Origin of the sequence: Denitromonas ohlonensis, from assembly GCF_007625205.1 — a bacterium.
Lineage (GTDB): Bacteria > Pseudomonadota > Gammaproteobacteria > Burkholderiales > Rhodocyclaceae > Nitrogeniibacter > Nitrogeniibacter ohlonensis.
In genome coordinates, this window is sequence record NZ_VMNI01000001.1 from 94835 (window position 1) to 118762 (window position 23928).

29 protein-coding genes and 1 riboswitch are annotated in these 23928 nt (G+C 66.7%); of the genes, 22 read left to right on the forward strand and 7 right to left on the reverse strand.

What is annotated here, in order from left to right:
* Window positions 1-6 precede the first annotated feature (6 nt).
* The 3 genes from FHP89_RS00465 to FHP89_RS00475 all read left to right on the forward strand — a co-directional run bounded on the left by FHP89_RS00465 (window position 7) and on the right by FHP89_RS00475 (window position 2910).
* Window positions 7-1224: an ABC transporter permease gene (locus FHP89_RS00465; protein WP_144176499.1), complete on the forward strand. Its 1218-nt coding sequence runs from the start codon at window positions 7-9 to the stop codon at window positions 1222-1224.
* Between the two features lie 118 nt (window positions 1225-1342).
* Window positions 1343-1876, forward strand: coding sequence for a DUF2062 domain-containing protein (locus FHP89_RS00470; protein ID WP_144176500.1), 534 nt, complete (start codon window positions 1343-1345; stop codon window positions 1874-1876).
* Window positions 1877-1980: 104 nt separating this feature from the next.
* Entirely contained in the window at window positions 1981-2910 is a 930-nt protein-coding gene (locus FHP89_RS00475; protein ID WP_144176501.1) for a hypothetical protein, read from the forward strand.
* Between the two features lie 83 nt (window positions 2911-2993).
* On the opposite strand, the gene mnmA is transcribed toward FHP89_RS00475, so the two are convergent.
* From mnmA to FHP89_RS00490, 3 genes are read right to left on the reverse strand one after another with little or no spacing between them, the layout of a single operon-like run.
* Window positions 2994-4091, reverse strand: coding sequence for a tRNA 2-thiouridine(34) synthase MnmA (mnmA, locus tag FHP89_RS00480; protein WP_144176553.1), 1098 nt, complete (start codon window positions 4089-4091; stop codon window positions 2994-2996).
* Window positions 4092-4107: 16 nt separating this feature from the next.
* Complete coding sequence (locus FHP89_RS00485; RefSeq protein WP_144176554.1) at window positions 4108-4761, reverse strand: hypothetical protein; 654 nt, start codon at window positions 4759-4761, stop codon at window positions 4108-4110.
* Window positions 4762-4787: 26 nt separating this feature from the next.
* Window positions 4788-5261 carry an NUDIX hydrolase gene (locus tag FHP89_RS00490; protein ID WP_391525185.1) on the reverse strand — a complete coding sequence of 158 codons (474 nt, stop codon included), beginning with the start codon at window positions 5259-5261 and terminating at the stop codon, window positions 4788-4790.
* A 116-nt stretch (window positions 5262-5377) separates the two neighbouring features.
* On the opposite strand from FHP89_RS00490, the gene FHP89_RS00495 reads away from it, so the two are divergent.
* From FHP89_RS00495 to FHP89_RS00575, 17 genes are all read left to right on the forward strand, one after another.
* Window positions 5378-6298: a branched-chain amino acid transaminase gene (locus FHP89_RS00495; protein WP_144176502.1), complete on the forward strand. Its 921-nt coding sequence runs from the start codon at window positions 5378-5380 to the stop codon at window positions 6296-6298.
* Window positions 6299-6316: 18 nt separating this feature from the next.
* Window positions 6317-6517, forward strand: a complete 201-nt coding sequence (locus tag FHP89_RS00500) for a zinc-finger domain-containing protein (protein WP_144176503.1) — start codon at window positions 6317-6319, stop codon at window positions 6515-6517.
* Window positions 6518-6584: 67 nt separating this feature from the next.
* The gene (locus FHP89_RS00505) at window positions 6585-7013 is read left to right on the forward strand and encodes a YybH family protein (protein WP_144176504.1); all 429 of its coding nucleotides are present in this window, start codon (window positions 6585-6587) and stop codon (window positions 7011-7013) included.
* Between the two features lie 35 nt (window positions 7014-7048).
* The gene (locus FHP89_RS00510) at window positions 7049-8020 is read left to right on the forward strand and encodes a YheT family hydrolase (RefSeq protein ID WP_144176505.1); all 972 of its coding nucleotides are present in this window, start codon (window positions 7049-7051) and stop codon (window positions 8018-8020) included.
* Between the two features lie 81 nt (window positions 8021-8101).
* Window positions 8102-9475: a phosphomannomutase/phosphoglucomutase gene (locus tag FHP89_RS00515; RefSeq protein ID WP_144176506.1), complete on the forward strand. Its 1374-nt coding sequence runs from the start codon at window positions 8102-8104 to the stop codon at window positions 9473-9475.
* 242 nt (window positions 9476-9717) lie between these two features.
* Window positions 9718-9940: riboswitch (cobalamin riboswitch) on the forward strand.
* Window positions 9941-10055: 115 nt separating this feature from the next.
* Window positions 10056-11375, forward strand: a complete 1320-nt coding sequence (locus tag FHP89_RS00520) for a cobyrinate a,c-diamide synthase (RefSeq protein ID WP_144176507.1) — start codon at window positions 10056-10058, stop codon at window positions 11373-11375.
* Window positions 11376-11392: 17 nt separating this feature from the next.
* The gene (locus tag FHP89_RS00525) at window positions 11393-12022 is read left to right on the forward strand and encodes an energy-coupling factor ABC transporter permease (protein WP_144176508.1); all 630 of its coding nucleotides are present in this window, start codon (window positions 11393-11395) and stop codon (window positions 12020-12022) included.
* Complete coding sequence (gene cobM / locus FHP89_RS00530; protein ID WP_144176509.1) at window positions 12019-12813, forward strand: precorrin-4 C(11)-methyltransferase; 795 nt, start codon at window positions 12019-12021, stop codon at window positions 12811-12813. Before FHP89_RS00525 ends, cobM begins: the two co-directional genes overlap by 4 nt.
* Window positions 12810-13688, forward strand: coding sequence for a sirohydrochlorin chelatase (locus FHP89_RS00535; RefSeq protein ID WP_144176510.1), 879 nt, complete (start codon window positions 12810-12812; stop codon window positions 13686-13688). Before cobM ends, FHP89_RS00535 begins: the two co-directional genes overlap by 4 nt.
* A gap of 4 nt (window positions 13689-13692) precedes the next feature.
* A complete protein-coding gene (locus tag FHP89_RS00540) occupies window positions 13693-14367 on the forward strand; it encodes a precorrin-8X methylmutase (RefSeq protein WP_144176511.1) in 675 nt (224 codons plus the stop codon).
* A gap of 7 nt (window positions 14368-14374) precedes the next feature.
* Window positions 14375-15523, forward strand: coding sequence for a cobalt-precorrin-5B (C(1))-methyltransferase (locus FHP89_RS00545; protein ID WP_144176512.1), 1149 nt, complete (start codon window positions 14375-14377; stop codon window positions 15521-15523).
* Window positions 15516-16793: a precorrin-6y C5,15-methyltransferase (decarboxylating) subunit CbiE gene (gene cbiE / locus FHP89_RS00550; protein WP_144176513.1), complete on the forward strand. Its 1278-nt coding sequence runs from the start codon at window positions 15516-15518 to the stop codon at window positions 16791-16793. Before FHP89_RS00545 ends, cbiE begins: the two co-directional genes overlap by 8 nt.
* Window positions 16790-17653: a precorrin-2 C(20)-methyltransferase gene (gene cobI, locus FHP89_RS00555; RefSeq protein WP_260851430.1), complete on the forward strand. Its 864-nt coding sequence runs from the start codon at window positions 16790-16792 to the stop codon at window positions 17651-17653. Before cbiE ends, cobI begins: the two co-directional genes overlap by 4 nt.
* 18 nt (window positions 17654-17671) lie before the next feature.
* Window positions 17672-18454 carry a cobalamin biosynthesis central domain-containing protein gene (locus FHP89_RS00560; protein ID WP_144176514.1) on the forward strand — a complete coding sequence of 261 codons (783 nt, stop codon included), beginning with the start codon at window positions 17672-17674 and terminating at the stop codon, window positions 18452-18454.
* Window positions 18451-18846, forward strand: a complete 396-nt coding sequence (locus FHP89_RS00565; RefSeq protein WP_144176515.1) for a cobalamin biosynthesis protein — start codon at window positions 18451-18453, stop codon at window positions 18844-18846. Before FHP89_RS00560 ends, FHP89_RS00565 begins: the two co-directional genes overlap by 4 nt.
* On the forward strand, window positions 18843-19784 hold the full coding sequence (gene cobJ, locus FHP89_RS00570) for a precorrin-3B C(17)-methyltransferase (RefSeq protein ID WP_144176516.1): 942 nt from the start codon (window positions 18843-18845) through the stop codon (window positions 19782-19784). Before FHP89_RS00565 ends, cobJ begins: the two co-directional genes overlap by 4 nt.
* Window positions 19781-20125, forward strand: a complete 345-nt coding sequence (locus tag FHP89_RS00575; RefSeq protein ID WP_144176517.1) for a (2Fe-2S) ferredoxin domain-containing protein — start codon at window positions 19781-19783, stop codon at window positions 20123-20125. The genes cobJ and FHP89_RS00575 overlap by 4 nt, the downstream gene beginning before the upstream one ends.
* Window positions 20126-20249: 124 nt before the next feature.
* Here FHP89_RS00575 and FHP89_RS00580 read toward each other — a convergent pair whose 3' ends face one another.
* The 4 genes from FHP89_RS00580 to FHP89_RS00595 all read right to left on the reverse strand — a co-directional run bounded on the left by FHP89_RS00580 (window position 20250) and on the right by FHP89_RS00595 (window position 22136).
* A complete protein-coding gene (locus FHP89_RS00580) occupies window positions 20250-20480 on the reverse strand; it encodes a TIGR02647 family protein (RefSeq protein ID WP_144176518.1) in 231 nt (76 codons plus the stop codon).
* Between the two features lie 86 nt (window positions 20481-20566).
* The gene (locus tag FHP89_RS00585; RefSeq protein WP_144176519.1) at window positions 20567-20776 is read right to left on the reverse strand and encodes a hypothetical protein; all 210 of its coding nucleotides are present in this window, start codon (window positions 20774-20776) and stop codon (window positions 20567-20569) included.
* Window positions 20777-20841: 65 nt separating this feature from the next.
* On the reverse strand, window positions 20842-21654 hold the full coding sequence (locus tag FHP89_RS00590) for a hypothetical protein (RefSeq protein WP_144176520.1): 813 nt from the start codon (window positions 21652-21654) through the stop codon (window positions 20842-20844).
* A 113-nt stretch (window positions 21655-21767) separates the two neighbouring features.
* Complete coding sequence (locus FHP89_RS00595; protein WP_144176521.1) at window positions 21768-22136, reverse strand: hypothetical protein; 369 nt, start codon at window positions 22134-22136, stop codon at window positions 21768-21770.
* Between the two features lie 382 nt (window positions 22137-22518).
* Here FHP89_RS00595 and FHP89_RS00600 point away from each other — a divergent pair, with 382 nt between their 5' ends.
* Together FHP89_RS00600 and FHP89_RS00605 are read left to right on the forward strand one after the other, a co-directional pair.
* Window positions 22519-23133: a DUF1326 domain-containing protein gene (locus FHP89_RS00600; RefSeq protein ID WP_144176522.1), complete on the forward strand. Its 615-nt coding sequence runs from the start codon at window positions 22519-22521 to the stop codon at window positions 23131-23133.
* The gene (locus FHP89_RS00605) at window positions 23121-23915 is read left to right on the forward strand and encodes a DUF2182 domain-containing protein (RefSeq protein ID WP_222105284.1); all 795 of its coding nucleotides are present in this window, start codon (window positions 23121-23123) and stop codon (window positions 23913-23915) included. The genes FHP89_RS00600 and FHP89_RS00605 overlap by 13 nt, the downstream gene beginning before the upstream one ends.
* Window positions 23916-23928 lie beyond the last annotated feature (13 nt).

Genomic DNA, 23928 nt, shown 5'->3' on the forward strand with positions numbered 1-23928 from the left:
TGGGGCGTGAACCCCGCGCTCATCCCCGAAGCCGTCCGCGCCCTTGGCGCCCACCCGCTGCGCACCCTGCTGGCCATGCTCGGCATGATCATCGGCGTGGGCGCGGTGGTGCTGATGCTGGCCATCGGCGACGGCGCGCGCGCCAAGGTGCAGGAGACCATCGACGCGCTGGGCAGCGACCTGTTTGTGGTCGTCTCCGGCGCGCCCACCCTCGGTGGCCTGCGCTACGCCGCCGGCAGCGTGCCCACCCTCGACACCGACGACGCCGACGCCATTGCCCGCCTCGGCAGTGTGCTCGACACCGCCCCCACCCACTGGGGCAGCGCGCAATTGCAGTTTCGCGGCACCAACTGGCCGACCTCGGTGTATGGCAGCACGGCGGCCTTCCCGCTGGTGCGCAATTGGGATCTGGCCGCGGGGGAGTCCATCGACGACGCCGATGTGCGCGCCGCCCGCCGCAAGGTGGTGCTCGGTGCCACCGTGGCCACAGAATTGTTCGGCGCCAATTCACCCATCGGCGAGACGGTGCGCATCAACGGCCAACCCTTCGAGGTGCAGGGCGTGTTCCGCGCCAAAGGCCAGAGCCTGTCGGGCCGCGATCAGGATGATCTTGTATTCATTCCACTCACCACCGCGCAGCGCCAGCTCTTCGGCAGCCCCTTTCCCGGCGCAGTGCGCTTCATCTCCGCCAAGGCCCAGCCGGGCCGCCTGACCGAGGCGATGAAAGACGTCGGCGCACTGCTGCGCCAGCGCCACCGCCTCAGCGGCGAGATGGAAGACGACTTCTCGGTGCGCGACCTCACCGCGCGCAATGAAGCGGCCGCCGAATCAGCCCGCGCCATGCGTCTGCTGCTCGGCGCGATTGCGTCGGTGTCCTTGCTGGTGGGGGGCATCGGCATCATGAACATCATGCTGGTGTCGGTCACCGAGCGCACCCGCGAGATCGGCATCCGCATGGCGGTTGGCGCACGGCGGCGCGACATTCTCGGCCAATTCCTGCTCGAAACCCTGCTCATCTGCCTGATCGGCGGCGCGCTGGGTGCAGCCGCGGGCATCGGCGGTGCCTGGCTGGCCGCCACGCTATTTGACATGACCGTGGTTGTCAGCGCCACGGCGGTGATCGTGGCCTTTGTGTTCGCCGCCAGCATCGGCGTGTTCTTCGGCTACTACCCCGCCCGCAAGGCCGCCGCCTTGCCGCCGGCCGAGGCGCTGCGCGCGGTCTGATTCGCCCCGATGTGCGCCGCCGGGCAGGCGCCGGACGGGCTTGATATTGCCGCCTGCACGCTTCATATTGCTATGCTCGCCATTTTGGCCGCGACCGATCTCGCCCCTGGACTTCTTGATGATCAAGCGCTTCCTCCCCTCCCATGAAAGCATCAAAGGCCACCGCCTGTTGCGCTGGGTCGGGCCGCGACTGCACGATCCGTCGCTGTGGCGGATCAATCGCCACACGGTGGCCAAAGCGGTGGCCATCGGCGCATTTTTCGGGCTGATGATTCCGGTGGCACAGATCCCCGCTGCGGTCATCGTCTCGCTGTCACTGCGCGCCAATCTCTGGATCGCCGCGGTCAGCACCCTGATCAGCAACCCGCTGACCTACGCGCCGCTGTACTACTTTGCCTACCACCTGGGCGCCGGTCTGCTGGGCATTGCTCCCAAGCCCGAAGAGGCCGCACCACCGGTGTATGAAAGCTTCGGCGCATGGTTTGAGCACGCCTGGACCTGGCTGTCGGGTATTGGTCAGCCCTTGCTGCTAGGCATGTTATTGATGGCGATTGTCGGTGCCATCTGCGGGTATGTGCTCACCCAAGCGGCTTGGCGCTGGCGCGTTCTGCGCAAACGGCGCATCAGCCTGCGCGCCAGAATGGTGATCTAAACGACCGTTTGTCCCTTCTGCAGTGCACAAATTACAACCTTTGTACTAGACTGGAACGCTCAACACGATTTGGAACGGCGCATCGCCGTTGCACGGTGGCGTATATGGACGAGAACCCCGCAGAGGGTACCCGACGGGTCATTAACAACCGATTACGGGTGTATTACGGCGGTTACTGGATCAAGGTCTACGACCCGCCCGAAGACACACTGGCCACCAAAAAGAAACTCATTGGTGCGCTGACCCGACGGTTGTTCAACCACGTCGAGCACGGTATCAATATCCCCGGCTTTCGCCTGGAGGCTGCACGCGCAGCCTATGAGGCCGAAACCAACGAGGCCATGCGCCGCGTCAAAGGCGGCATGCTGGCCGGCGCCCTGTTCAACCGAGCGGCCGATATCTTTACCAAGCTGGTCGAACTGCAGGCCCTGGGTGTCGACATCGGTCAGGAAAACCCGCTCATGCGCCAGTGTGGCGCCTGTCTGCAAAAAGCCCTGGAGCTGGGCCGCCTGGTCAATCACATCAGCGGCGAAGAGGGCATCGACGAACTATGGGGCGAACCCTTCCGGGCGTTCTCCATTCCGGTCGAAGACTTTTACGAGAGTCGCTACATCAAGATCGCGCAGGCCATGCGCGATATCGACAAAATCGCCACGGCGATGATCCATGCCTTTACCTGCAACGGCATCTTCGCCGGCGTTGAACCCCTGGTTCACGCCTATGCCGAAGCCGCCCGCGAGAAGTGCGAGACCCTGCGCACCGACCCGGCCATTTTCGACATCTGGCCGGCCTTTGTGGTCGCAGGCGAGCAAATGAATCGTTTTCCGCCCAAACTGCCAGCACGACCGATCCGCAGCCAGATTCGCAACGCCGACACCGGCGTGGAGTTGATGCGTGCCGGCACCGACCTGCTGATCTACATCACCCGGGCGCGCGTCCCGATGCCCAAGAGCACCCGCGAGTTTGTCGAAAAGTGCAACGCCTTTGCCGACCGCTGGGCAGAGCCGGCCTGTCCGCCGGCTCGGGTGGCCTGAGCCGCCCGAATCACGACAGCCCGTTTAGCGCGCGCCGGTAGCCGCAAAGGTCACCGGCGCGCCGCGCCTTGAGTCGCCGTCGTTCAGACGATGACACCGCCGCCCAGACACACCTTGGATTCATACACCACCACACTCTGTCCGGGCGTGAGCGCCCACTGCGGTTCAGCAAACGCAATTTCGACTTCGCCATTGCCGACGCGGTCGATCTCGCAGGGCTGGTCAGGCGTGCGGTAGCGCGGCTTGGCCGTGTACACCCAGTGGGTGTGCGGATCGCGGCCGGCGATCCAGTTCAGCTCGGTGGCCACCAAGCGCTCGCGCAGCAGCGCCGGGTGCTCGTGCCCCTGCACCACGTACAACACGTTGGCCGCCATGTCCTTTTTGGCCGCATACCAGGCGTCGTGTTCGCCACCCGCGTCCTCCATGCCCTTGATGCCGCCAATCATCAGTCCCTTGCGCTGACCGATGGTGTGGTACATCAGGCCCTGGTGCTCGCCGAGCACGCGGCCATCATCCAGCGAGCGGATTTCGCCCGGCTGGGTCGGCAGATAGCGGCTCAGAAACTCGCGGAACGGGCGCTCGCCGATAAAGCAGATGCCGGTCGAGTCCTTCTTGGCATGCACATGCAGCCCCGCCGCCTCGGCCATGCGCCGCACCTCGCGCTTGTAGATGTCGCCGAGCGGAAACAGCGTGCGCGATAGCTGCTGCTGATTGAGCCGGTACAGAAAGTAGCTCTGATCCTTGGTGCCGTCCTCGGCCTTGAGCAGCTGAAACTCGCTGCGCCCATCGCTGTGCCATTCGCGAACGCGGGCGTAATGGCCGGTAGCGATCTTGTCGGCGCCCAGCTGCATGGCATGATCGAGAAAACAGCGGAACTTGATCTCGGAGTTGCACAGAATGTCCGGGTTCGGCGTGCGGCCGGCCTGGTATTCCTTGAGGAAGTCGGCGAACACGCGGTCCTTGTACTCGGCCGAGAAGTTCACCACTTCGAGGTCGATACCGATCACATCGCACACCGAGGCCACGTCGACCAGGTCCTGGCGCGTCGAGCAGTACTCGTCGTCGTCATCGTCTTCCCAGTTCTTCATGAACAGGCCGACCACGTCGTAGCCCTGCTGCTTGAGCAACAGCGCCGCCACCGACGAATCCACCCCGCCGGACATGCCGACCACTACCTTCATCCCGTTCGGGTCTTGCTTACTGGACATTCGGTCCTTCTCCATCGAGCCATTCGGCCAGCGGCAAGATCACCGCGGGCGTGCCATGGTCGTAAAACCAGGTATCCACTGCAAACTGGGCACCTGGGGATCCCGTCGCCGCCACCGGCGGCACGGGCACATCGTTCAATACCTCGGCGCAGTCACACAAAGCGAGCAAGGTCGGCACGTGATCGGGAATCAAGGCCGGCGCCACCGGTTGCGGCGGAGGGGCAATTTCTTCAAGCACCGCGCCAAAATGCTGGAACAGCACCCCCGTCGTCCGCCGCACCGGCGACATCAGCTTGTGAAACCGCAAAGCGCCGCGCTTCTCGAGGATGTCGAGCAGACGCGTCGTTGAATTGGCGTGGTCGATGCAGTCCATGCGGCCATAGACCCCGTCATCAGCATAGTTGCCGCCGCGATCAGCAAAAATGGGCGACTGTTTGCCCGCTTCGCGGTACATCCCGCCAACCACCTCGGACAGAATGCTGCGCTCCTCGGCCGCGCTGCGCGCCGCAGCGAGTTGACGCTGCCACGACACCAGCGCCGCGTCCGAATAGCGCACCGCCGTCTCGGTGACACAGCCATAGTTGTAGCAGATCGGCACCTCCACCGAGGCGTGCGATGGCGCGCTCACCCACAGGGCCAGCATCGTCAAGGCAGGAGCACACCAGCGCGTCATGATTCCGAATAGTGCCGCAATAAATCCAGCGACGCCCGCTGGCCGGCCAGATAATCATCCACGCAGCGCAACAGCAGCGGGCTGCGATGCCGCCCAGCGGTGGCCACCATCTCGTCGCGGGTCATCCACACGGCGCGCACAATGCCGGCGTCGAGCTGCTGCCCGGCAATCGCCTCGCCCACGCTACCGCCAAAGGCAAAGCGCAGATAGGTGACCTCGCCATCCGGCCGCGGCCATTGATAGATGCCGACCAGAAACTCGGGGGTAAATGGATGCGCGGTTTCTTCCAGCGCCTCGCGCGCGGCCGCCTCAACCAGCGACTCGCCCGCCTCCAGATGCCCCGCCGGCTGGTTAAAACGCAGCCCGTCCGAGGTTTCTTCTTCGACCAGCAAGAAGCGGCCATCGCGCTCGACAACCGCTGCCACCGTCACATTCGGTTTCCAGACCCGCTCCATGCGCAGCCCCGACATTAAAGATGCGCATTTTAGCGCGGCCACAGCCAGCCACAAGTTGCGATAGAATTGCGCGATTCGTGTGCCCCATCCGAGGGCGCCGCTCAACACAACATTTCGCTGGAGACTTCAACATGTCCATGGCCGATCGCGACGGTTCTATTTGGTATGACGGCAAGATGGTGCCGTGGCGTGATGCCACCACCCACGTGCTGTCTCACTCGCTGCACTACGGTCTGGCGGTCTTTGAAGGCGTGCGCGCCTACGCCACTGCCCGCGGCCCGGCGATCTTTCGCCTGCGCGAGCACACACAGCGCCTGATCAACTCCGGCAAGATCTACCACATGAACCTGCCCTACTCGCTCGACGAGTTGATGCAGGCGCAGATCGATGTGGTCAAGGCCAACAAGCTCGAGTCCTGCTACATGCGTCCGATCGCCTTCTACGGCTCGGAGAAAATGGGCATCTCCACCCGCGGCGCCACGGTGCACGTGGCCGTTGCCGCCTGGCCGTGGGGCGCCTATCTGGGCGAAGAAGGCCTGGAGAAAGGCATCCGGGTCAAGACCTCGTCCTACCAGCGCCACCATGTGAACGTCACCATGCCGCGCGCCAAGGTCTCCAGCACCTATGCCAACTCCATCCTGGCCAACCTCGAAGCCACGCAAGACGGTTACGACGAAGCGCTGCTGCTCGACGTGCAAGGCTTTGTGGCCGAAGGCGCGGGCGAGAACCTCTTCGTCATCAAGGACGGCAAGATTTATGAGCCCGAAATTGCCTCGGCGCTGACCGGCATCACCCGCGACTCGGTGATCCGCGTGGCCCGCGAGTTCGGCCTCGAAGTCCAGTCCCGCCGCTTGACCCGCGACGACATCTACATCGCCGACGAAGCCTTCTTCACCGGCACCGCCGCCGAAGTCACCCCGATCCGCGAGCTCGACAACCGCGTCATCGGCGCCGGCAAGCGCGGCCCGATCACCGAAAAGATTCAGGCCCGCTTCTTCGAGATCGTCAATGGCCGCGCGCCCGAATACGACGACTGGCTCACTTACGTTTGATTTCACGAGAGACTCATCATGGCTGACAACAAGGACGCCTTCCGCCGCATCGACGTCACCGCCAAGGACTTGCCGCTGCACTGCCCGCAACCGGGCGCGCCGCTGTGGGCCCGCCACCCGCGCGTGTTTCTCGACGTACTGACCGAAGGCGAGGTGTGCTGCCCCTACTGCAGCGCCACCTACGTCTTTACCGGCGAACGCCCCAAAGGTCACCACTGACCGGTTGCCAGTCAGGCGGCGCACCGCCGTCTGACTGGCACTTTCGAACGCCCGAAGGAATTCCCACGTGTCCGACACCGCGTTCACCTCACCGCAAGAGGTTGAGGTCGCTTTCTATGCTGCGCTCGCGCGCGCCGATCTGGATGCCATGATGGCCGTCTGGTGCGACGACGAAGAAGTCGTCTGCGTGCACCCCGGCGCGCCCCGCGTCGTCGGCCTGGCCGCCGTACGCAACACCTGGCAGCAGTTGTTCTCCGACGGCCCGCGCCTGAAGATCGAAGTCACTCAGCAGGTGGTCTCGGCCGGCACCGTCATGGCCATGCACAACGTGCTGCAGCATGTGCAGATCGATGGTGACGACGAACTGCATCCGCCCATCGTCGCCACCAACATCTTCATTCGTGGAGCCAAGGGCTGGCGCCTGCTGGCGCATCACGCCTCGCCCACGCCCGACCTGCACGCCGGCGACCCCGATGCGCCGATGCTGGTGCATTAAGACCAGCGCCGCGCCAGGATGACCCACCGGCTCGCATGAATCCCGGCACCTACCACGCGCCCGCCTGGCTCCCCGGCGGCCACCTGCAAACCATCTGGCCGCTGGCGCGCATGCCGCGCACGCCCAATTACACCCGCGTGCGCTGGGAAACCCCCGACGGCGACTTCATTCACGCCGACTGGCTGCCGCTGCAAGAGCGCGCCCCGCTGGTGGTGCTCTTCCACGGGCTGGAAGGCTGTAGCCGGTCACACTACGCACGCGCGCTCATGCAGGCGCTCGCCGCCAACGGCTGGAACGGCGTGGTGCCGCACTTTCGCGGCTGCTCCGGCCGACCCAACCGCCTGCTGCGCGCCTACCACTCCGGCGACAGCGCCGAGATCGGCTGGATTCTCGCCCGCATCGCGTCGCGCTATCACCACGGGCCCATCTTCGCCGTCGGCGTCTCGCTGGGCGGCAATGCGCTGCTCAAATGGCTGGGTGAGCAAGGCGACGCGGCCAGCCATCACATCGCCGGCGCCGCCGCCATCTGCCCACCGCTCGATCTCACCGTCTCCGGCATGGCGCTCGGCCAGGGCTTCAACCGCATTTACACCCAGCGCTTCTTGCGCACGCTCAAAGCCAAGGCGCTCGACAAGATCACCATCCACAAGGCCGCGCTCGACGTCGAACGCATCCGCAAGGCGCGCACCCTGTACGAATTCGATGACGCCTTTACCGCCCCGGTGCATGGCTTCGACGGCGTACTCGACTACTGGTCGCGCGCCTCCAGCCGCCCCTGGCTCAAGCACATCACCACCCCCACGCTGCTGCTCAACGCCCGCAACGACCCCTTCGTACCGCCCGCCGCCTTGCCGCTGCCGGGCGACTGTTCCCGCGCCGTCAAGCAGGAATTGCCCGAAGGCGGCGGCCATGTCGGCTTCCTGAGCGGCCGCTTCCCCGGCTCGCTCGGCTGGCTCCCCGAACGGCTGATCAGCGGTTTCGAGCGCCTCGCTCGCCGCGCGACGTGACCCATTCGTCACACGAAAGCCGCACAAATCCGGGATAATCGCGCCAACCCTTTCCATTCATTCAGCATCTCCGGACATCTCATGCAACTTGCTCCCGAAATCTTCAAGGCCTACGACATCCGCGGCATCATCGACAAATCGCTGACCCCGGAGGTTGCCCGCGCCATCGGCCACGCGCTGGGCTCCGAAGCCCGCGCCCGCAATCTCAAGAGCATCGCCGTCGGTCGCGACGGCCGTCTCTCCGGCCCCGCACTGGCCGGCGCCCTGGCCGAAGGCATCTGCGCCGCCGGCGTGGATGTGATCGACATCGGCTGCGTGCCCACCCCGCTCACCTATTTCGCCGCCTACCACCTCAATGCCGACGGCTGCGTCAGCGTCACCGGCAGCCACAATCCGCCCGACTACAACGGCTTCAAGATGGTCCTCGGCGGCCAGACCCTGTTCGGCGAGCTGATCCAGGACCTGCGCAAACGCATCGAAACCGGCGACCTCGTGCACGGCACCGGCACGGTGCGCCAGGCCGAGGTGATCGACGCCTATCTCGACCGCGTGCTCGGCGACGTCCGCCTCGCCCGCCCGATGAAGATCGTCATCGACTGCGGCAACGGCGTGGCCGGCGCGGTCGCACCCCAGCTCTTCCGCCGCCTCGGCTGCGAGGTCACCGAGCTGTTCTGCGAGGTCGACGGCAACTTCCCCAACCACCATCCCGATCCGTCCAAGCCCGAAAACCTGCAAGACGTGATCCGCGCGCTGCGCGAGACCGATGCCGAGCTCGGCCTGGCTTTCGACGGCGACGGCGACCGCCTCGGCGTGGTCACCAAGGACGGGCAGATCATCTACCCCGACCGCCAGCTCATGCTCTTCGCCGCCGACGTGCTCTCGCGGGTGCCGGGCGGGCAGATCATTTACGACGTCAAATGCACCCGCAACCTGGCCGGCTGGATTCGCCAACACGGCGGCGAGCCGCTGATGTGGAACACCGGCCATGCGCTGGTCAAAGCCAAACTCAAGGAAACCGGCGCCCCGCTGGCCGGCGAGATGAGCGGCCATGTGTTCTTCAAGGAGCGCTGGTACGGCTTCGACGACGGCCTCTACACCGGCGCCCGCCTGCTTGAAATCCTCTCCGCCCGGCCGGACGCCAACGCCGCCCTCACCGAGCTGCCCGACGCGCTCAGCACGCCAGAACTGAATCTGAAAATGGCCGAAGGTGAGCCCTTCGAGCTGGTGCGTCGCCTGCGTGAACAGGCCGCATTCGACGGCGCCGACGACGTCATCACCATCGACGGCGTGCGCGTCGAGTATCCCGACGGCTTCGGCTTGGCCCGCCCGTCCAACACCACGCCAGTGGTCGTGTTGCGTTTCGAGGCCGATTCACAAGCGGCCATCGAGCGCATCCAGACGGCCTTCCGCAGCGCGATCGATGCCGTCTGGCCGGGGCTGGCGCTGCCGTTCTGAGCAGCGCCTATCGCTAACAGCGAACGCAATCGAAGAGCTGACCGAGCGCGAGGAATGCGCCCGGTCAGCGCATCGCCGTAACGGCTTGCCGCCGGTCGATCGCCCGTTTCACGCCTTCTCATCCGCGTCCCCCCCCCTGAACGCGACACGCCCACGCTTCTCGATCTGGCGTCAAACGGCACCCGTTTCCACCAAGAACAAATTTTCGCGGCCCCTCGCATCCGTCATGAATGTGTGGCATGATCCGCCGCATGTGATCAGGTGTCCCCGCGCTTCGGCAAGGGGATTAAACGGGAAGTCGGTGAGTTTTCAGGCCTTTGGCCGGAGCGATCCCGACACTGCCCCCGCAACGGTAATCGAGTCAAACATCGCGACATGCCACTGTGCCAACGCACGGGAAGGCGCGATGTCGGCGCAACAACGCCACTCGAGAGTCCGGAGACCGGCCCGACGCAAACGAGCGGCATCGCGGCGGGCGATCCAGCGGGCAACCGGCACATCCGTGCGGCTTCTGCCAACTGACTTCCTCTGCATGTCGTAACGATCCACTTTGCACGCGGGTGAGCGTGCGGAGAGACACATGACGCCTGCAGATTCATCGGCCGCGGTCCACCCCTGCCCGGCCCTCCTCATCGCCGCCCCGGCCTCCGGCCAGGGCAAAACCACCGCCACCGCCGCGCTGGCCCGCTGGCATACCCGCCAGGGGCGCCGGGTGCGCGTATTCAAGGCCGGTCCCGATTTTCTCGACCCCATGATCCTGGCCCAGGCCTGCGGCCAGCCGGTGTATCAGCTCGACCTGTGGATGGGCGGTGAAGATCATTGCCGCGCCCTGCTGCACCAAGCCGCCGCCGAGGCCGACCTGATCCTGGTCGAAGGCGTGATGGGCCTGCACGACGGCATCGCCTCCAGCGCGTCGCTGGCCGACACCCTCGGCCTGCCGGTGCTGGCCGTGATCGACGGCTCGGCCATGGCCCAGACCTTCGGCGCCATCGCGCTCGGGCTGGCGCGCTACCGGCCGTCGCTCAACTTCTACGGCGTGCTCGCCAACCGCGTCGGCAGTCCCGGCCATGCCGAGATGCTGCGCGAGTCTCTGCCTGCCGACATGGCCTGGCTCGGTGCCCTACCGCGCAACGCTGACGCCGCCCTACCCTCGCGCCACCTCGGCCTGGTCCAGGCCGACGAGATCGCCGACCTGACGCAGCGCATCGACCGCGCCGCCGACGCGCTCGACGCCGCCAACCCGCCGCTACCTGCCCCGGTCGCGTTCAACGCGTCGCCGCACGCACCGACCCCGCGCCTGCTCGACGGCATCACCATCGCCGTCGCCCGCGACGCCGCCTTCGCCTTCCTCTACCCCGCCAACCTCGACACCTTGCGAGCGCTGGGCGCCGAACTATGCTTTTTCTCGCCACTGAGTGACGCCGGACTACCCCGCGCCGACGCGCTCTACCTGCCTGGTGGCTATCCCGAACTGCACCTGAACGCCCTCGCCGCCAATCGCAGCCTCGTCCTCGCGGTACACGCGCACCATCGGAGCGGCAAACCCATCGTCGCCGAATGCGGCGGCATGCTGGCCTTGCTTGATGCGCTCACCGACCACCAAGGCCATCGCACCAGCCTGATCGGCCTGCTCCCCGGCGAGGCCAGCATGGCCAAGCGCCTGGTCAACCTGGGCATGCACAGCGTGCTGCTGCCGGAGGGCGAAGTACGCGGCCACACCTTTCACCACGCCCAGGCGAACTGCCTGCGCGCGCCGCACGACCACAGCATCGCCCAGCGCCACAACGGCACACCCGAACCCATTTACCGCGATGGCCGGCTGTTTGCCTCTTTCGTCCATCTGTACTTCCCTTCCAACCCGGCCGCCATCGCGGCTTTGTTCACCCCGCAACTTTCCTAAGCCCGACAGGAGTCACCATGCATATCGAACCCGGCATGCTCGCGCAAGCCAAGATCCTCTTCGCCTCCGTATCGGCCAGCGGCGTTCTCGCCGCCCATGCCATCGTACTTTTCAGACAGCCCGCACTGATCCTGCGCACCGTGCTGGCGGCCGTGTTCTTCTCGCTCTTCATGCAGAGCTTCCACCTGCCGGTCGGCCCGTCCGAGCTGCACTTCGTCGGCGCCATGCCGATCTACCTGACCCTCGGCTTCGTGCCAACCCTGCTCGGGTTCGGCCTCGGCCTGCTGGTACAGGGCCTGCTGTTTGAACCCACCGACCTGCTGCACCTGGGCGTCAACACCCTGTCGCTGGCCGTGCCGCTGATGGTGCTGCATCACACCGTCGGCAAGCGCATCCAGACACTGAGCATCGCCAACATCCTCAAACTCGACGCCCTCTACTACACCGGCGTCACCGTCATGGTCGGCTTCTGGCTCATGCTGGGCGAAGTGGCCACGCCGCTGGCCGCCTGGGCCACGTTTGCCTCGTCCTACCTGGCCATCGTTGCCATCGAACCGCTGCTCACGCTGGCCACCGTGCGCCTGCTGAAACGCCACGCCGACCGTCCGGCGATGCGCCTGTGCTTCGATCTGGCGGGTCGCACATGAGTGGAACGGTATGGTTCGTCGGCGCCGGTCCGGGTGACCCGGACCTGATCACCGTCAAGGGCCGCAGCCTGCTCGAACAGGCCGGCGCGGTGCTTTACGCCGGCTCACTGGTCGACCGCGCGGCCACCCGCTTCACGCCCGCCGGCTGCGAGATCCGCGACTCCAAGGGCATGACGCTGGAGCAGATCTGCGCCTGGCTGATCGACGCCGCCGCACGCCATCCCGTGGTGGTGCGCCTGCAGACCGGCGACCCCGGCCTGTACGGCGCGCTCACCGAAATGACCCGCCCGCTCGACGCCGCTGCCGTGCCCTGGGCGGTGGTGCCGGGCGTGTCCTCGGCCATGGCCTCGGCCGCGGCCGCCGGCGAGACGCTGACCCTGCCGGAAGTGACGCAGACGGTGATCCTCACCCGCGTGGCCGGGCGCACACCCATGCCCGCGGGCGAAGACCTCGCCGCGCTGGCCGCGCACCGCAGCACGCTGTGCATTTTCCTGTCGATCACCTTGCTCGACACCGTGCAGGCCGAGCTACGCGCCGCCGGCTGGCCGGAGGACGCGCCCATCGTGGTGGTGCAGAAGGCCAGCTGGCCGGGCGCCGAGCAGATCGTGCGCGGTACGCTGTCCGACATCGCCACCCGCTGCGCCGAGGCCGGCATCACCAGCCAGGCCATGATCATCGCCAGCCCCGCGCTGGGCGCCCGCCACTGGCCCGACATCGCCCGCAGCAAGCTCTACGACCCCAGCTTCAGCCACCGCTTCCGCCGCGCCAGCGCGGCCGAGGACACCCCATGAACGACACCACCGTCCTGCTCGTCGGCCACGGCTCGCGCAACCCGGCCGGCAATACCGAAATCGAACGCTTCGCCGCGCAGTGGCGCGCCCGCCGGCCCGACTGGCGCATTGAGGTGTGCTTCATCGAGTACGCCGAGGTGCTACTCGATGCCGGTCTCGACCGCGCCGCGCACAATGCCCGCCGCGTCATCACCCTGCCCTTCATCCTCAACGCCGCCGGCCATGTGAAGATGGAGCTGCCCGCCGCCATCGAACGCGCCCGGCAGCGCCACCGGGGCGTGCATTTCGCCTGCGCGCGCCACCTCGGCATGGGCCGCGAGATCCTCGGCGTGCTGCAAGCCCAGCTCGACCGCCTGATGGCCGAACTGCACCACCCCGATCCGCGCACCACCGGCGTCATTCTGCTCGGCCGCGGCTCATCCGACGCCGGCGCCAACGGCGAGCTGGCCAAGCTGGCGCGCTGGCTGTTCGAGGACAGCGACCACGACCTGGTCGACCTGGCCTTCACCAGCATCACCTGGCCCCGGCTGGAATCCGTGGTGCAACGCCAGGTGCGCCTGGGCATGTCGCAGATCGCCATCGTGCCGGTGTACCTGTTCAGCGGCGTGCTGATGGACCGCATCGGCGCGCAGCTCGTCCGCCTGCGCCAGCAATACCCCGACGTCGCCTTCGCGCTCGGCGGCGCCTTCGGCTTCGACGCCGGCGTGTTCGACCTGGTCGACGCCCGCGCCCTCGGCGCCGGGGCCACCGAAGGCGGCCTGCTCGAATGCGACGGCTGCAAATACCGCCTCGCCGCCGAAGCCGAGCATCTGCACGACCACAGCCATACCCACACCGGCCACGGTCACGACCATCACCACCACGCACACGCCTGAGCCCATGACCGCCAACACCGTTACCGAACAGCTCACCGCCGCCGGCCGCGCCATCGAGCACGACTCGTTCTCGATCATCGACGCCGAGGTCGGCCCGCACGCCTACCGCGCCGACCAGTGGCCGGTGGTGCGCCGCATGATCCACGCCAATGCCGATTTCGACTTCAACGGGCTGACCGACTTCCACCCCCAGGCCACCGACGCCGCGCTGGCCGCCATGCTCGGCGGCGCCAGCCGCATCGTCGCCGACGTGGAGATGATCTGCGTCGGCCTGTCGGCCAGCCGGCTGGCGCACTTCGGCCTTGGCACCCACCAGTTCATCTCCGACGACGACGTCATCGCCCGCGCCCGCGCGGAAGACACCACCCGCGCCGTGCAGGCCATGCGCAAGGCGCACCGGCTCGGCCTGCTCGACGGCGCCATCGTCGGCATCGGCAACGCACCCACCGCGCTGATCGAGGTCGTGCGCCTGATCCGCGACGAAGGCGCCCGGCCGGCGCTGGTGGTCGGCATGCCGGTCGGCTTCGTCTCGGCGGCCGAATCCAAGGACTTGATGGCCGAACTGACCGAGGTGCCGTGGATCGTTATCCGCGGCCGCAAGGGCGGCTCGACCCTGGTGGTGGCGGCGATTCACGCCCTGCTCGGTCTGGCTGAAGCGCGCCAGCGCGAGGCGGCCTGATCCGCCGATGAGTGGCCACACGCTCCCCGACAAGGTCCGCAAGGGCGACGCCAGGCGCGACCGCGGCAACCGCACGGGCTTTTCCACCGGCGCCAATTCAGCCGCCGCGGCGGTGGCGGCCACGCTCGGCCTGGTGCGCGGCGCCGTGCCGGCGGAAGTCGAGACCGTGCTGCCCAACACCCGGCACGTGGTGTTCAAGATCACCGACGGGCGCACCGACGGACGCACCGCCCACGCGGTCAGCATCAAGGACGCCGGCGACGACCCCGACGCCACCCATGGCGCGCACCTGACCGCCGACGTGCGCCGCATCCCAGGCGGCGGTGGCGAAATCATCCTCAAGGGCGGCCCCGGCGTGGGCGTGGTGACCATGCCCGGCCTCGGGCTCGACGTGGGTGGCCCGGCCATCAACCCGGTGCCCCGGCGCAACATCGTCGAAAACGTGATGGCCGCCGGCGCCCCCATCCTCGCCGCCGGCGACGCGCTGGAAGTCACCCTCTCCGTGCCCGGCGGCGAGGAGATGGCCAAGAAGACGCTCAACGCGCGGCTCGGCATCCTCGGCGGCATCTCGATTCTGGGCACCACCGGCATCGTGCGCCCCTACTCCACCGCCGCCTTCCGCGCCAGCGTGATCCAGGCGGTGGACGTGGCCGCCAACCAGGGCCAGACCACCGTAGTGTTCACCACCGGCGGGCGCACCGAAAAATGCGCCATGCGCGAATTCCCCGACCTCGCCGAAGCCTGTTTCGTGCAGATGGGCGACTTCGTCAAGGCCGCCTTCACCACTGCGGTCAAGCAAGGCATGCAGCACATCATCGTCGGCGCCATGGTCGGCAAGCTCACCAAGATCGGCCAGGGCCTGTCGGTGACCCACGCCTGGCGCGAGGAGATCGACCGCGAGCTGATCGCCAGCGCCGCCATCGAAGTCGGCGCGCCGGCCGATCTGGTCGAAGAGATCCGCGCCGCCGAAACCGCCCGCTTCGCCGCCGAACGCCTCGCCGAGCTGGGCCTGGCGGTGGCCTTCCACCGTGCGCTGGCGGCGCGCGCCATCCGCAGCCTGCGCGAACGCTACCCCGGCCCGCACCAGCTCACCGTGCTGGCCTGCAATTTCGAGGGCAAACCCATCGTCACCGTGAAGGAAGAAGACATTGTCTGAACACTGCACCCTCATCGGCATCCTCGACGACGGCTGGGCCGGCCTGTCCGACACCGCCCGCCAACGCCTCGCCACGGCTGGCCTCGTCATCGGCGCCGGCCGCACGCTGGCCCTGCTCGAGCGCCACCTGTCCGGCACCGCCAGCGTACGCCCCATGGACGGTGCGCTGGGCAAGGTGCCCGAGTGGATCGCGCAGGCCCACGCCGACGGCCTGAGCACCGTCGTACTCGCCACCGGCGACCCGCTGTGCCACGGCATGGCGAGTTTTCTGGTGCGCAAGCTCGGCGCCGCGGCGGTGGCCGTGCTGCCCGCGCCGTCCACCTTGCAACTACTCTTCGCCCGGCTCAAGAAACCGTGGCAAGACGTGGTCATCGGCTCGGTGCACAGCAAGGACGCGGGCGAGTGGATGGCAGGCGCCACGCCAGATCACGGCCTCTACCGCCTGGTGCGGCAAGTCGCCGAGCACCCGCGCGTGGCCGCCTTCACCGGGCCGGAGAACAGCCCCGACCGCATCGCCCGCGCCCTACTCGCCGCCGGTTTTGAAGACGCGCGTATCAGCGTGGCCAGCCGGCTGTGCCTGCCGGACGAAGCCGTCTTCGCCGATCTGGCACTGGCCGAGGCGGCGGCCATGCGCTTTGACGATCCCAACGTGGTGCTGATCGAACGCGACTCGAATGCCGGGCGCTCCGTGTTCGGTTTCGACGACCTCGACTATGTGCAACGCAGCCCAGAAAAAGGGCTGATCACCAAGCTCGAAGCACGCGCCGTGTCGCTGGCCAGGCTCGGCCTGCGCGCCGACAGCATGGTGTGGGACATCGGCGCCGGCTCCGGCTCGGTCGGCCTGGAAGCGAGCCGCGTGGCCCGCCACGGCCATGTGTGGGCCATCGAGAAAAACGAGGCCGACGCCGCCAACGCGCGCGAGAACGCGCGCCGCTTCGGCGCCAGCAACTACACGCTGGTGCAGGCGAAGGCACCGGAGCAACTCGCCACCTGGCCCGACCCCGACGCCGTGTTCATCGGCGGCTCGGGCGGCGAGCTGGCCGCGCTGATCGCGCTGATCCTCACCCGCCTCAAGCCCGGCGGCCGCCTGGTAATGAACTTCGTGACCATCGAAAATCTCGCCACCGCCACCGCCGCGCTGACCGCCGCCGGTGCGCGCTGGGACGTCACTCAGCTCTCCGCCGCCCGCAGCCAGCCGATCCTCGAAATGCACCGGCTGGCCGCCCAGAACCCGGTGTGGATCGTCACCGCGCACAAGGAGTCCGCATGAACCCCGCCCAGCCCACCCATCACCCCATCACGCCTCACCCATCACCGCGCCCCATGGGGCGCCTCATCGGCGTCTCCCTCGGCCCCGGCGACCCGGAGCTGATCACCCGGCGCGGCTGGGCCGCGCTGCAGTCGGGCGCGCGCTGGGCCTACCCGGTCAAGCGCGCCGAGGAACGCTCCTACGCGCTCGACATCGCCGTGCGCGGCGGCCTCGCCGTGCCGGATGACGCCGTCGAACTGGTGTTCCCGATGACCCGCGACGCCGTCGCACTGGCCAAGGCCTGGGCGCGCGCCGCGGCGCGTACCGTCGAGTTGCTGGCCGAAGGGCGCGACGTGGCCTTCCTGGTCGAGGGCGACGCCTCCACCTACGCCACCTTCCGCCATCTGGCCCGCGCCGTGCGCGAGCTGGCGCCCGAAGTGGCGGTGGACACCATCGCCGGGGTCAGCTCCTTTGCCGCGGCCGCCGCCTGCGCCGACGTGGCGCTGGCCGAGGAAGACGAAACCGTCGCCATCATCCCCGCCGCCTACGGCGTGGGCCTCATCGACCATTTGATCGACGAGTTCGACACCCTGGTGCTGATGAAGGTGAAGCCGCTGGTGGACGAGATTCTCGACCTGCTCGAACGGCGCGGCCTGCTCGCCACCAGCTGCTTCATCGAAAAGGTCGGTTCGCCCGAAGAGCGGGTGGTGCACGACATCGCGCGCCTGCGCGGCGAGACGGTGAACTACCTCTCGCTGATGCTGGTGCAGAACCCCAAGCGCGCCCGCGGCGAACTGCGTCGCGGCTGCCGCAAGCGCGCCGCATCCGTCGGGCCGGCTTCAACCGGCCTGCCCACTCAACCCATCACCGAGGCGGGCTGAAACCCGCCCGACAAGAAAATGACCCCACTCCCCTTCGCCAATGACCGCATCGCGGTCGTCTCCATCACCCGCCACGGCATCGCCCTGGCCGGCCGCATCACACGTGCCCTGCCCGGCGCCCACCTCTTCGCTCCGGCCAAGTTCCGCGACATCGCCGAGGCCGCCGCGCCCGGCAGGGCGGCCTGCTACGAGGGCAAGACGGCCGACCAGATTCCGGGCCTGTTCAAGGCCTTCGACGCTATCGTGGCCGTGGTTTCGCTCGGCGCCATGGTGCGCCTGATCGCCCCGCACCTGGGCGACAAGGAAAGCGACCCCGGCGTGGTGGCGCTCGACGAGGCCGGCCGCTTCGCCATCCCCATGCTCTCCGGCCACCTGGGCGGCGCCAACGCACTGGCCGGCGCGGTGGCCGAGGCCATCGGCGCGCAGGCCGTGCTCACCACCGCCTCCGATGCGCGCCAGACCCTGGCCGTCGACCTGCTCGGCCGCGAGCTGGGCTGGCGCTTCGAGGCCAGCAAGGCGGTGATCGTCAAGACCAGCGCTGCGGTGGTCAATGACGCGCCCATTGCGGTGGTGCAGGAAGCCGGCAGCGCCGACTGGTGGCGCGGCCACGCCAACGGCCGCAGCGGCGCCTTGCCCGGCAACATCCAGGTGGTCGAGCACATCGACGCCGTCGATCCGCAGCGCCACGGCGCCGTGCTGTGGATCACCCATCGCCACACCGGCGAGCTGCCCGCCGCGCTGTACACCGCCATCGCCGACCGGCTGGTGGTCTACCGCCCCACGCCGGAGGCGGCCGGATGAAGATCGCACTCGGCCTCGGCTGCGACCGCGGCACCCCCTGGCAGACCATCGACGCGGCCATCGCCCAGGCGCTGGCACGCTGCGCTCTGAGTCATGCCGCCGTGGCGCGGGTGGCCAGCATCGACCTCAAGTCCGACGAGGACGGCCTGCTCACCGTCATCGCCTGGAACGCCTGGCCGGTGCACTTCTACCGCGCCGCCGAGCTGGCGCGCGTGCCGGTGCCCAACCCGTCGGACACGGTGCGCAAATACACCGGCACGCCGTCAGTGTCCGAGGCGGCCGCCCTGCTCGCCGCCGGCACCACCATGCACGACCTCATCCTCGAAAAGCACAAGCTGCGCGGCCCCGACGGCCGCAACGCCACCGTTTCCATTGCAAGGATTCCCCAATGACCGCACCCGGAAAGATCATGCTCGTGGGCATCGGCCCCGGCCATGTCGAACACATGACCCAGCGCGCCCGCGAGGCGATTGCCGAGGCCGACACCATCATCGGCTACGTCACCTACATCCGCCTGGTGGCCGATCTCATCGAAGGCAAGGAAGTCGTCAAGAAGTCGATGACCGAAGAACTCGACCGCGCCATCGAAGCGCTGGCCCGTGCCCGCGCGGGCAAGAAAGTCGCGCTGATTTCCTCGGGCGATGCCGGCGTGTACGGCATGGCCGGGCCGACCTACGAAGTGCTGTTCGAGGCCGGCTGGACGCCCGGCTTCGACATCGAAGTGGAGATCGTGCCCGGCGCCTCGGCGCTCAACACCTGCGCCGCGCTGGTGGGCGCGCCGCTGACCCACGACTTCTGCGCCATCTCGCTGTCCGACCTGCTCACCCCCTGGCCGGTGATCGCCCGCCGGCTCGACGCCGTGGCGGCCTCGGATTTCGTCGTCGCCCTCTACAACCCCAAAAGCGGCCGCCGCACCCGGCAGATCGTCGAAGCCCAGCGCCTGTTCCTGCGCCACCGCCGGCCCGACACCCCGGTGGCCATTGTCAAGTCCGCCTACCGGCCCAAGCAACGCATCGAGATGACCACGCTGGCCGCCATGTGCGAGGCCGACATCGGCATGCTGTCGACGGTGCTGATCGGCAACTCGGCCACCTTCATTCGCGACGGGTTGATGGTCACCCCGCGTGGCTATGCCAACAAATACGATGTGAGCAACGGCGACACCCGCGACGGCGAACAAGCCGGGCGCTCGCTGTCCACCGGCCTGGCCGGCTGGCGAGACACCGTTCGCGCCAGCGGTCACAGCCCGGCGCAACTCGCCGCGCAGTATCAGCTTCCCGTGGACTACATCGAAGCGGTGCTCGCCGAAACCGAGCCCGAAGCCGCATGAGTGAGCTTGAAAAACCGAAGATCGGCACCTACAAACACCATCTGCTGGTGTGCACCGGCCCGCGCTGCACACCCAATGATGAGTCGGACGCGCTGTTCGACCGCCTTGGCGATGTCCTCAAGGCCGCAGGCCTCACCACCGGCGAAGCCCGCGTCAAGCGCACTCGTACCGGCTGCTTTGCCGCCTGCCAGGGCGGCCCGGTGATGTGTATCCAGCCCGACGGGGTGTGGTACTACAACGTCACCCCCGCCAACCTGCAGCGGATCGTAACCGAGCATCTGCTTGGCGGCGCAGCGGTCGAGGAACTGGTGTTTCATCGGGGGCCGTCGGTGGCCGACTAAAGGCCGCAGGCCGGAAGCCAGGGCGGTGCTTGATCAAACGATGGCCCCGGATTCCGCTGCGCTGCATCCGGGTTACGGCGGGGCCGGAGTGAGCACACGCCACAGCCCGCCCCGCCATGCAGATTCAGGTCAGAATGCTGCGCACCGTTTGCAGATGCTCAACCACGTCCTGCCCCAGCTTGGTCAAATAGCCACCGTCGTGCTGGCTCAGCAAACCCTTGTCGAACAGGCGCTGAGCCGCGGCAATCGCCTCGGGCGCCGCATCATGGTGCACTTTCAACCCGGTCTGCGAATTGCTCGCATCGTATTGAACAAGCAGGCTGATCTCGTGAACAAAATCGGCTGGCAGAGTCATGGTGTTCCCTTTGTAACGCCACCCATGCGGTGGCCATGCTGAACTTTACTTCGCCGGACCTGCCTTGAGCAATTCGACGACGGACTTCAAAACGGCACCCGCCGCTTTGGCACCATCGCGGCTGGTTTGGCCTCGACCGCTTTCGCCTTCACCGGCTTTCTCGGCTGATTCATTTCACCCCGCGCGAAACGCACCTTGCCTTCGAGCTCACAGCCGCGCATGCCGGGTTCGCACTGCGCGCCTTTGACGCGCTGGCAAATGCCATTGAGATCGTGGGGACAGCTCCAGGCAGACATGTTCGTACTCCGCGTATACACAGGATGCAGCAAGTTTAAACGTCAGGGCGCTCGCGGTGCAGCGATCAGGGGAGCCCCGCGCAGGCGTCGAGCGAGACGAGAATCTGCGCGATCATGTCGCCGCGGGCGTTGTGCATCTCGTACATGAAGCGGGCTTTTCGGGCAGTAAACACGTCACGCATTTTCTCGGGCAGCGCGCAGAGGTTTTGCGCCGCGACTTCGCGTATTTTGATTCGGCGGTCCGGCGGCAGCGCGGTGCCGGCAAAATTCAGCAGCGTCATGCGCACACGAAAATCTCCGCCAAATACATCCGCGCCATCGAGCCTCACGCCATCATCAAGTACACGTGGCGCTTTTGTTTCGCGGTTGAAGTCAGCGGTCAGGGCGGCAAGACTCGGCGTACCATCGACACGCGCGTGCAGCCCGTAAGAATCGATGAATTTCCCCAGCGCGACCAAGGCGATAAAGAGCAGCAGCACGCGCAACCAGAAACCCTTTGGCACGCCGTCACCGTAAGCGCCGAACAGTCCGACCGAGTAGCTGGCGTCGCGCAACGCGCTCGTAACCCGACGGTTAAGACCCAGCAGAACGACAAGATTGACCAGCGGCACGAAGAAGCCGAGAAGTATCAACACGCGCTTGGGCAGGCTGAAACCAAGCTCGCCGCTCAATCGAATGGCACCGAGCAGCGTGAATACGAAGCTCGCCAAGGCGACCAGCGCCATCGCACCCAGCGAGGTTTTGGTCAGCGCAGAGCTCACGAAATAGAGCAACACGCCGGCAATCGCCAGTCGTTGGCCAAGCATCAGTCCAGAGAGGTCGGGCTCGTCGTCAGCGATCAACTCGAAGTCGAGGCTGGGTTGCGCGGTCTGATTCATTGGGTTTCCGATCTCGACGCTTCGAGACGACAAAAATGCCTAGAGAATATAACCAAACACATGGCAGGCGCGAGATTCTTTCAGTGCCGCTTGAATGCCCGCACTGGCGGCATTCAGCCCTTGGCCGCGAACTCGTTGATATTCAATACAAACGATTTCCCATCGGTCGCCACCAGGCCGATATTGCTCAAGTACTGATAGGTGACGGCATCGATATCAACGCACGAATCGATCACGTTGACGACATAGCCACTGTCGCCGAGGTCGACAATCGTGAAGCGTCGCTCGGGTCTTTTCAAGAAGACCGTCAACTTTGCGTCATACACGAAGGCAAATCCCTCAAGACGGCACAGCCCGCGATCAACGGCCATGATCTCGCCGAGAAAATGGCGACGTATCGCGCCCTCATACAATGCCCGAACACCACGTGAAGGCGCCGAATACCGGCCACTCAGCCCACGAAATTGTGTAGCGTAGCGCATCGACGCGAGCCTTTCGAGACAAAGCCATCCGGTGGATTCCGACCAACGCGGCGACCCGAACGACGTCCGATATCGATGACGCGCAGACACTTGCAACACGGGCATGGCGGCAAGAAATCACTCCACCTGCGGGCCGGCCAACGCCCGACATCTCCGACCGTCATCTGGATCCATGCGTGCAGCTTTCGCCAGCGTCAGCTTGCCCCGGCCGTTTTCACTCACTATGCTCAGAAGGCCACCTTCGGCACCTCTTTGGCGATTCGCGCCAAAGTACTGGCGGTTTCTCTGTCCGTACGCCGCCAGTCCACGCCCGCCTGCCCACCGGCAACCCGATCCGTATTTTTGGTCAGGCACCGGCGCTACCTGATTATGGGAGAACACCATGGCGACCTGGCATATCGAAGGCCAGTACATGGAAACGTGCAATTGCACGTATCTTTGCCCCTGCGCCTCATCCAATCTCACCGCCACACCCACCGAAGGCGACTGCAAAGCCGCCATCGCAATGCGAATCGACAAGGGACAAAAAGACGGGCTGGCGCTTGATGGACTGGCTTTTATCGTAATGCTGCATTCGCCCAAGGCGATGGCCGAAGGCGACATGACCGTCGGCCTGATTGTGGACGAGCGCGCCACCGATGCGCAGGTCGAGGCCATCAGCGCCATCGCCACCGGTGCTGCCGGTGGCCCCATGGCAAATCTGGCGCCGCTGGTGGGCCGCATCGCCGGTGTCGAGCGACGCCCGATCAGCTTCGAGATCGAAGGCATGAGCTACGTCGTCAAGGCCGGCGAGTTTGTCGACCAGGCCTGCGAAGGCGTGGCCAGCGGCATCCACCCCAACGAGCCAATCTATCTCGAGAACACGGTCCACCCGGTCAACAGCCGCCTCGGACTGGCCAAGGCGACGCGAACGCTCTTCAAGGTGTTCGGGATCGAATGGTCCGACACCAGCGGCACACGTAATGGCCACTTTGCGCCCTTCGCGTGGACCGCCTGACCCCCACCGTCGCGCCCGGCGACGGGCTCGACGCCGCACTGCGTCACGACCGGATGCTCGCCGCCGGCGGCTTGGGCGCGGTCGTTCTGCTGTCGTGGCTCTACCTGTGGCTCAGCGCCTCTGGCATGGACCACGCCGCCATGGACATGGCGCCCATGCCCCGCGCGACCAGCGCTGGCGCGTTTGGGCTGACCTTCATGATGTGGACCATCATGATGGCCGCCATGATGCTGCCGAGCGCCGCGCCGGCCATCCTGTTGTACGGCACGCTGGTGCGCAAGCACACTGCGGCCGGCAAGGTCTTGCCGGCCGTCTCGCGCTTCGTCGCCGGCTATCTCCTGGTGTGGACCGCGTTCAGCCTGGCCGCCACCGTGCTGCAAACGGCGCTGGAATACGCCGCGCTGCTGACGCCCGACATGGCCACCGCCAGCACCCGACTCGGTGCGCTGGCGCTGATCGCGGCCGGGGTCTATCAACTGACACCGCTCAAGGCCGCCTGTCTGGGCAAGTGCCGAAACCCGCTCCAGTTCTTCATCACCCGTTGGCGCGATGGCCACCATGGCGCTCTCAAGATGGGGCTCGAACATGGCGCCTACTGCGTCGGCTGTTGCTGGGCGATCATGCTGCTGCTGTTTGTGGCCGGTGTGATGAATCTCGTCTGGGTGGCGCTGATAACCGCCTTTGTGTTCATTGAAAAAGTCTTCCCCGGCGCACGGCTCATCACGCTCGGCGCCAGCGCTGCGCTGATCGCGTCGGGCCTGTTTTTGCTGCTTCGCATCTGAGTCCGCCCCCGGC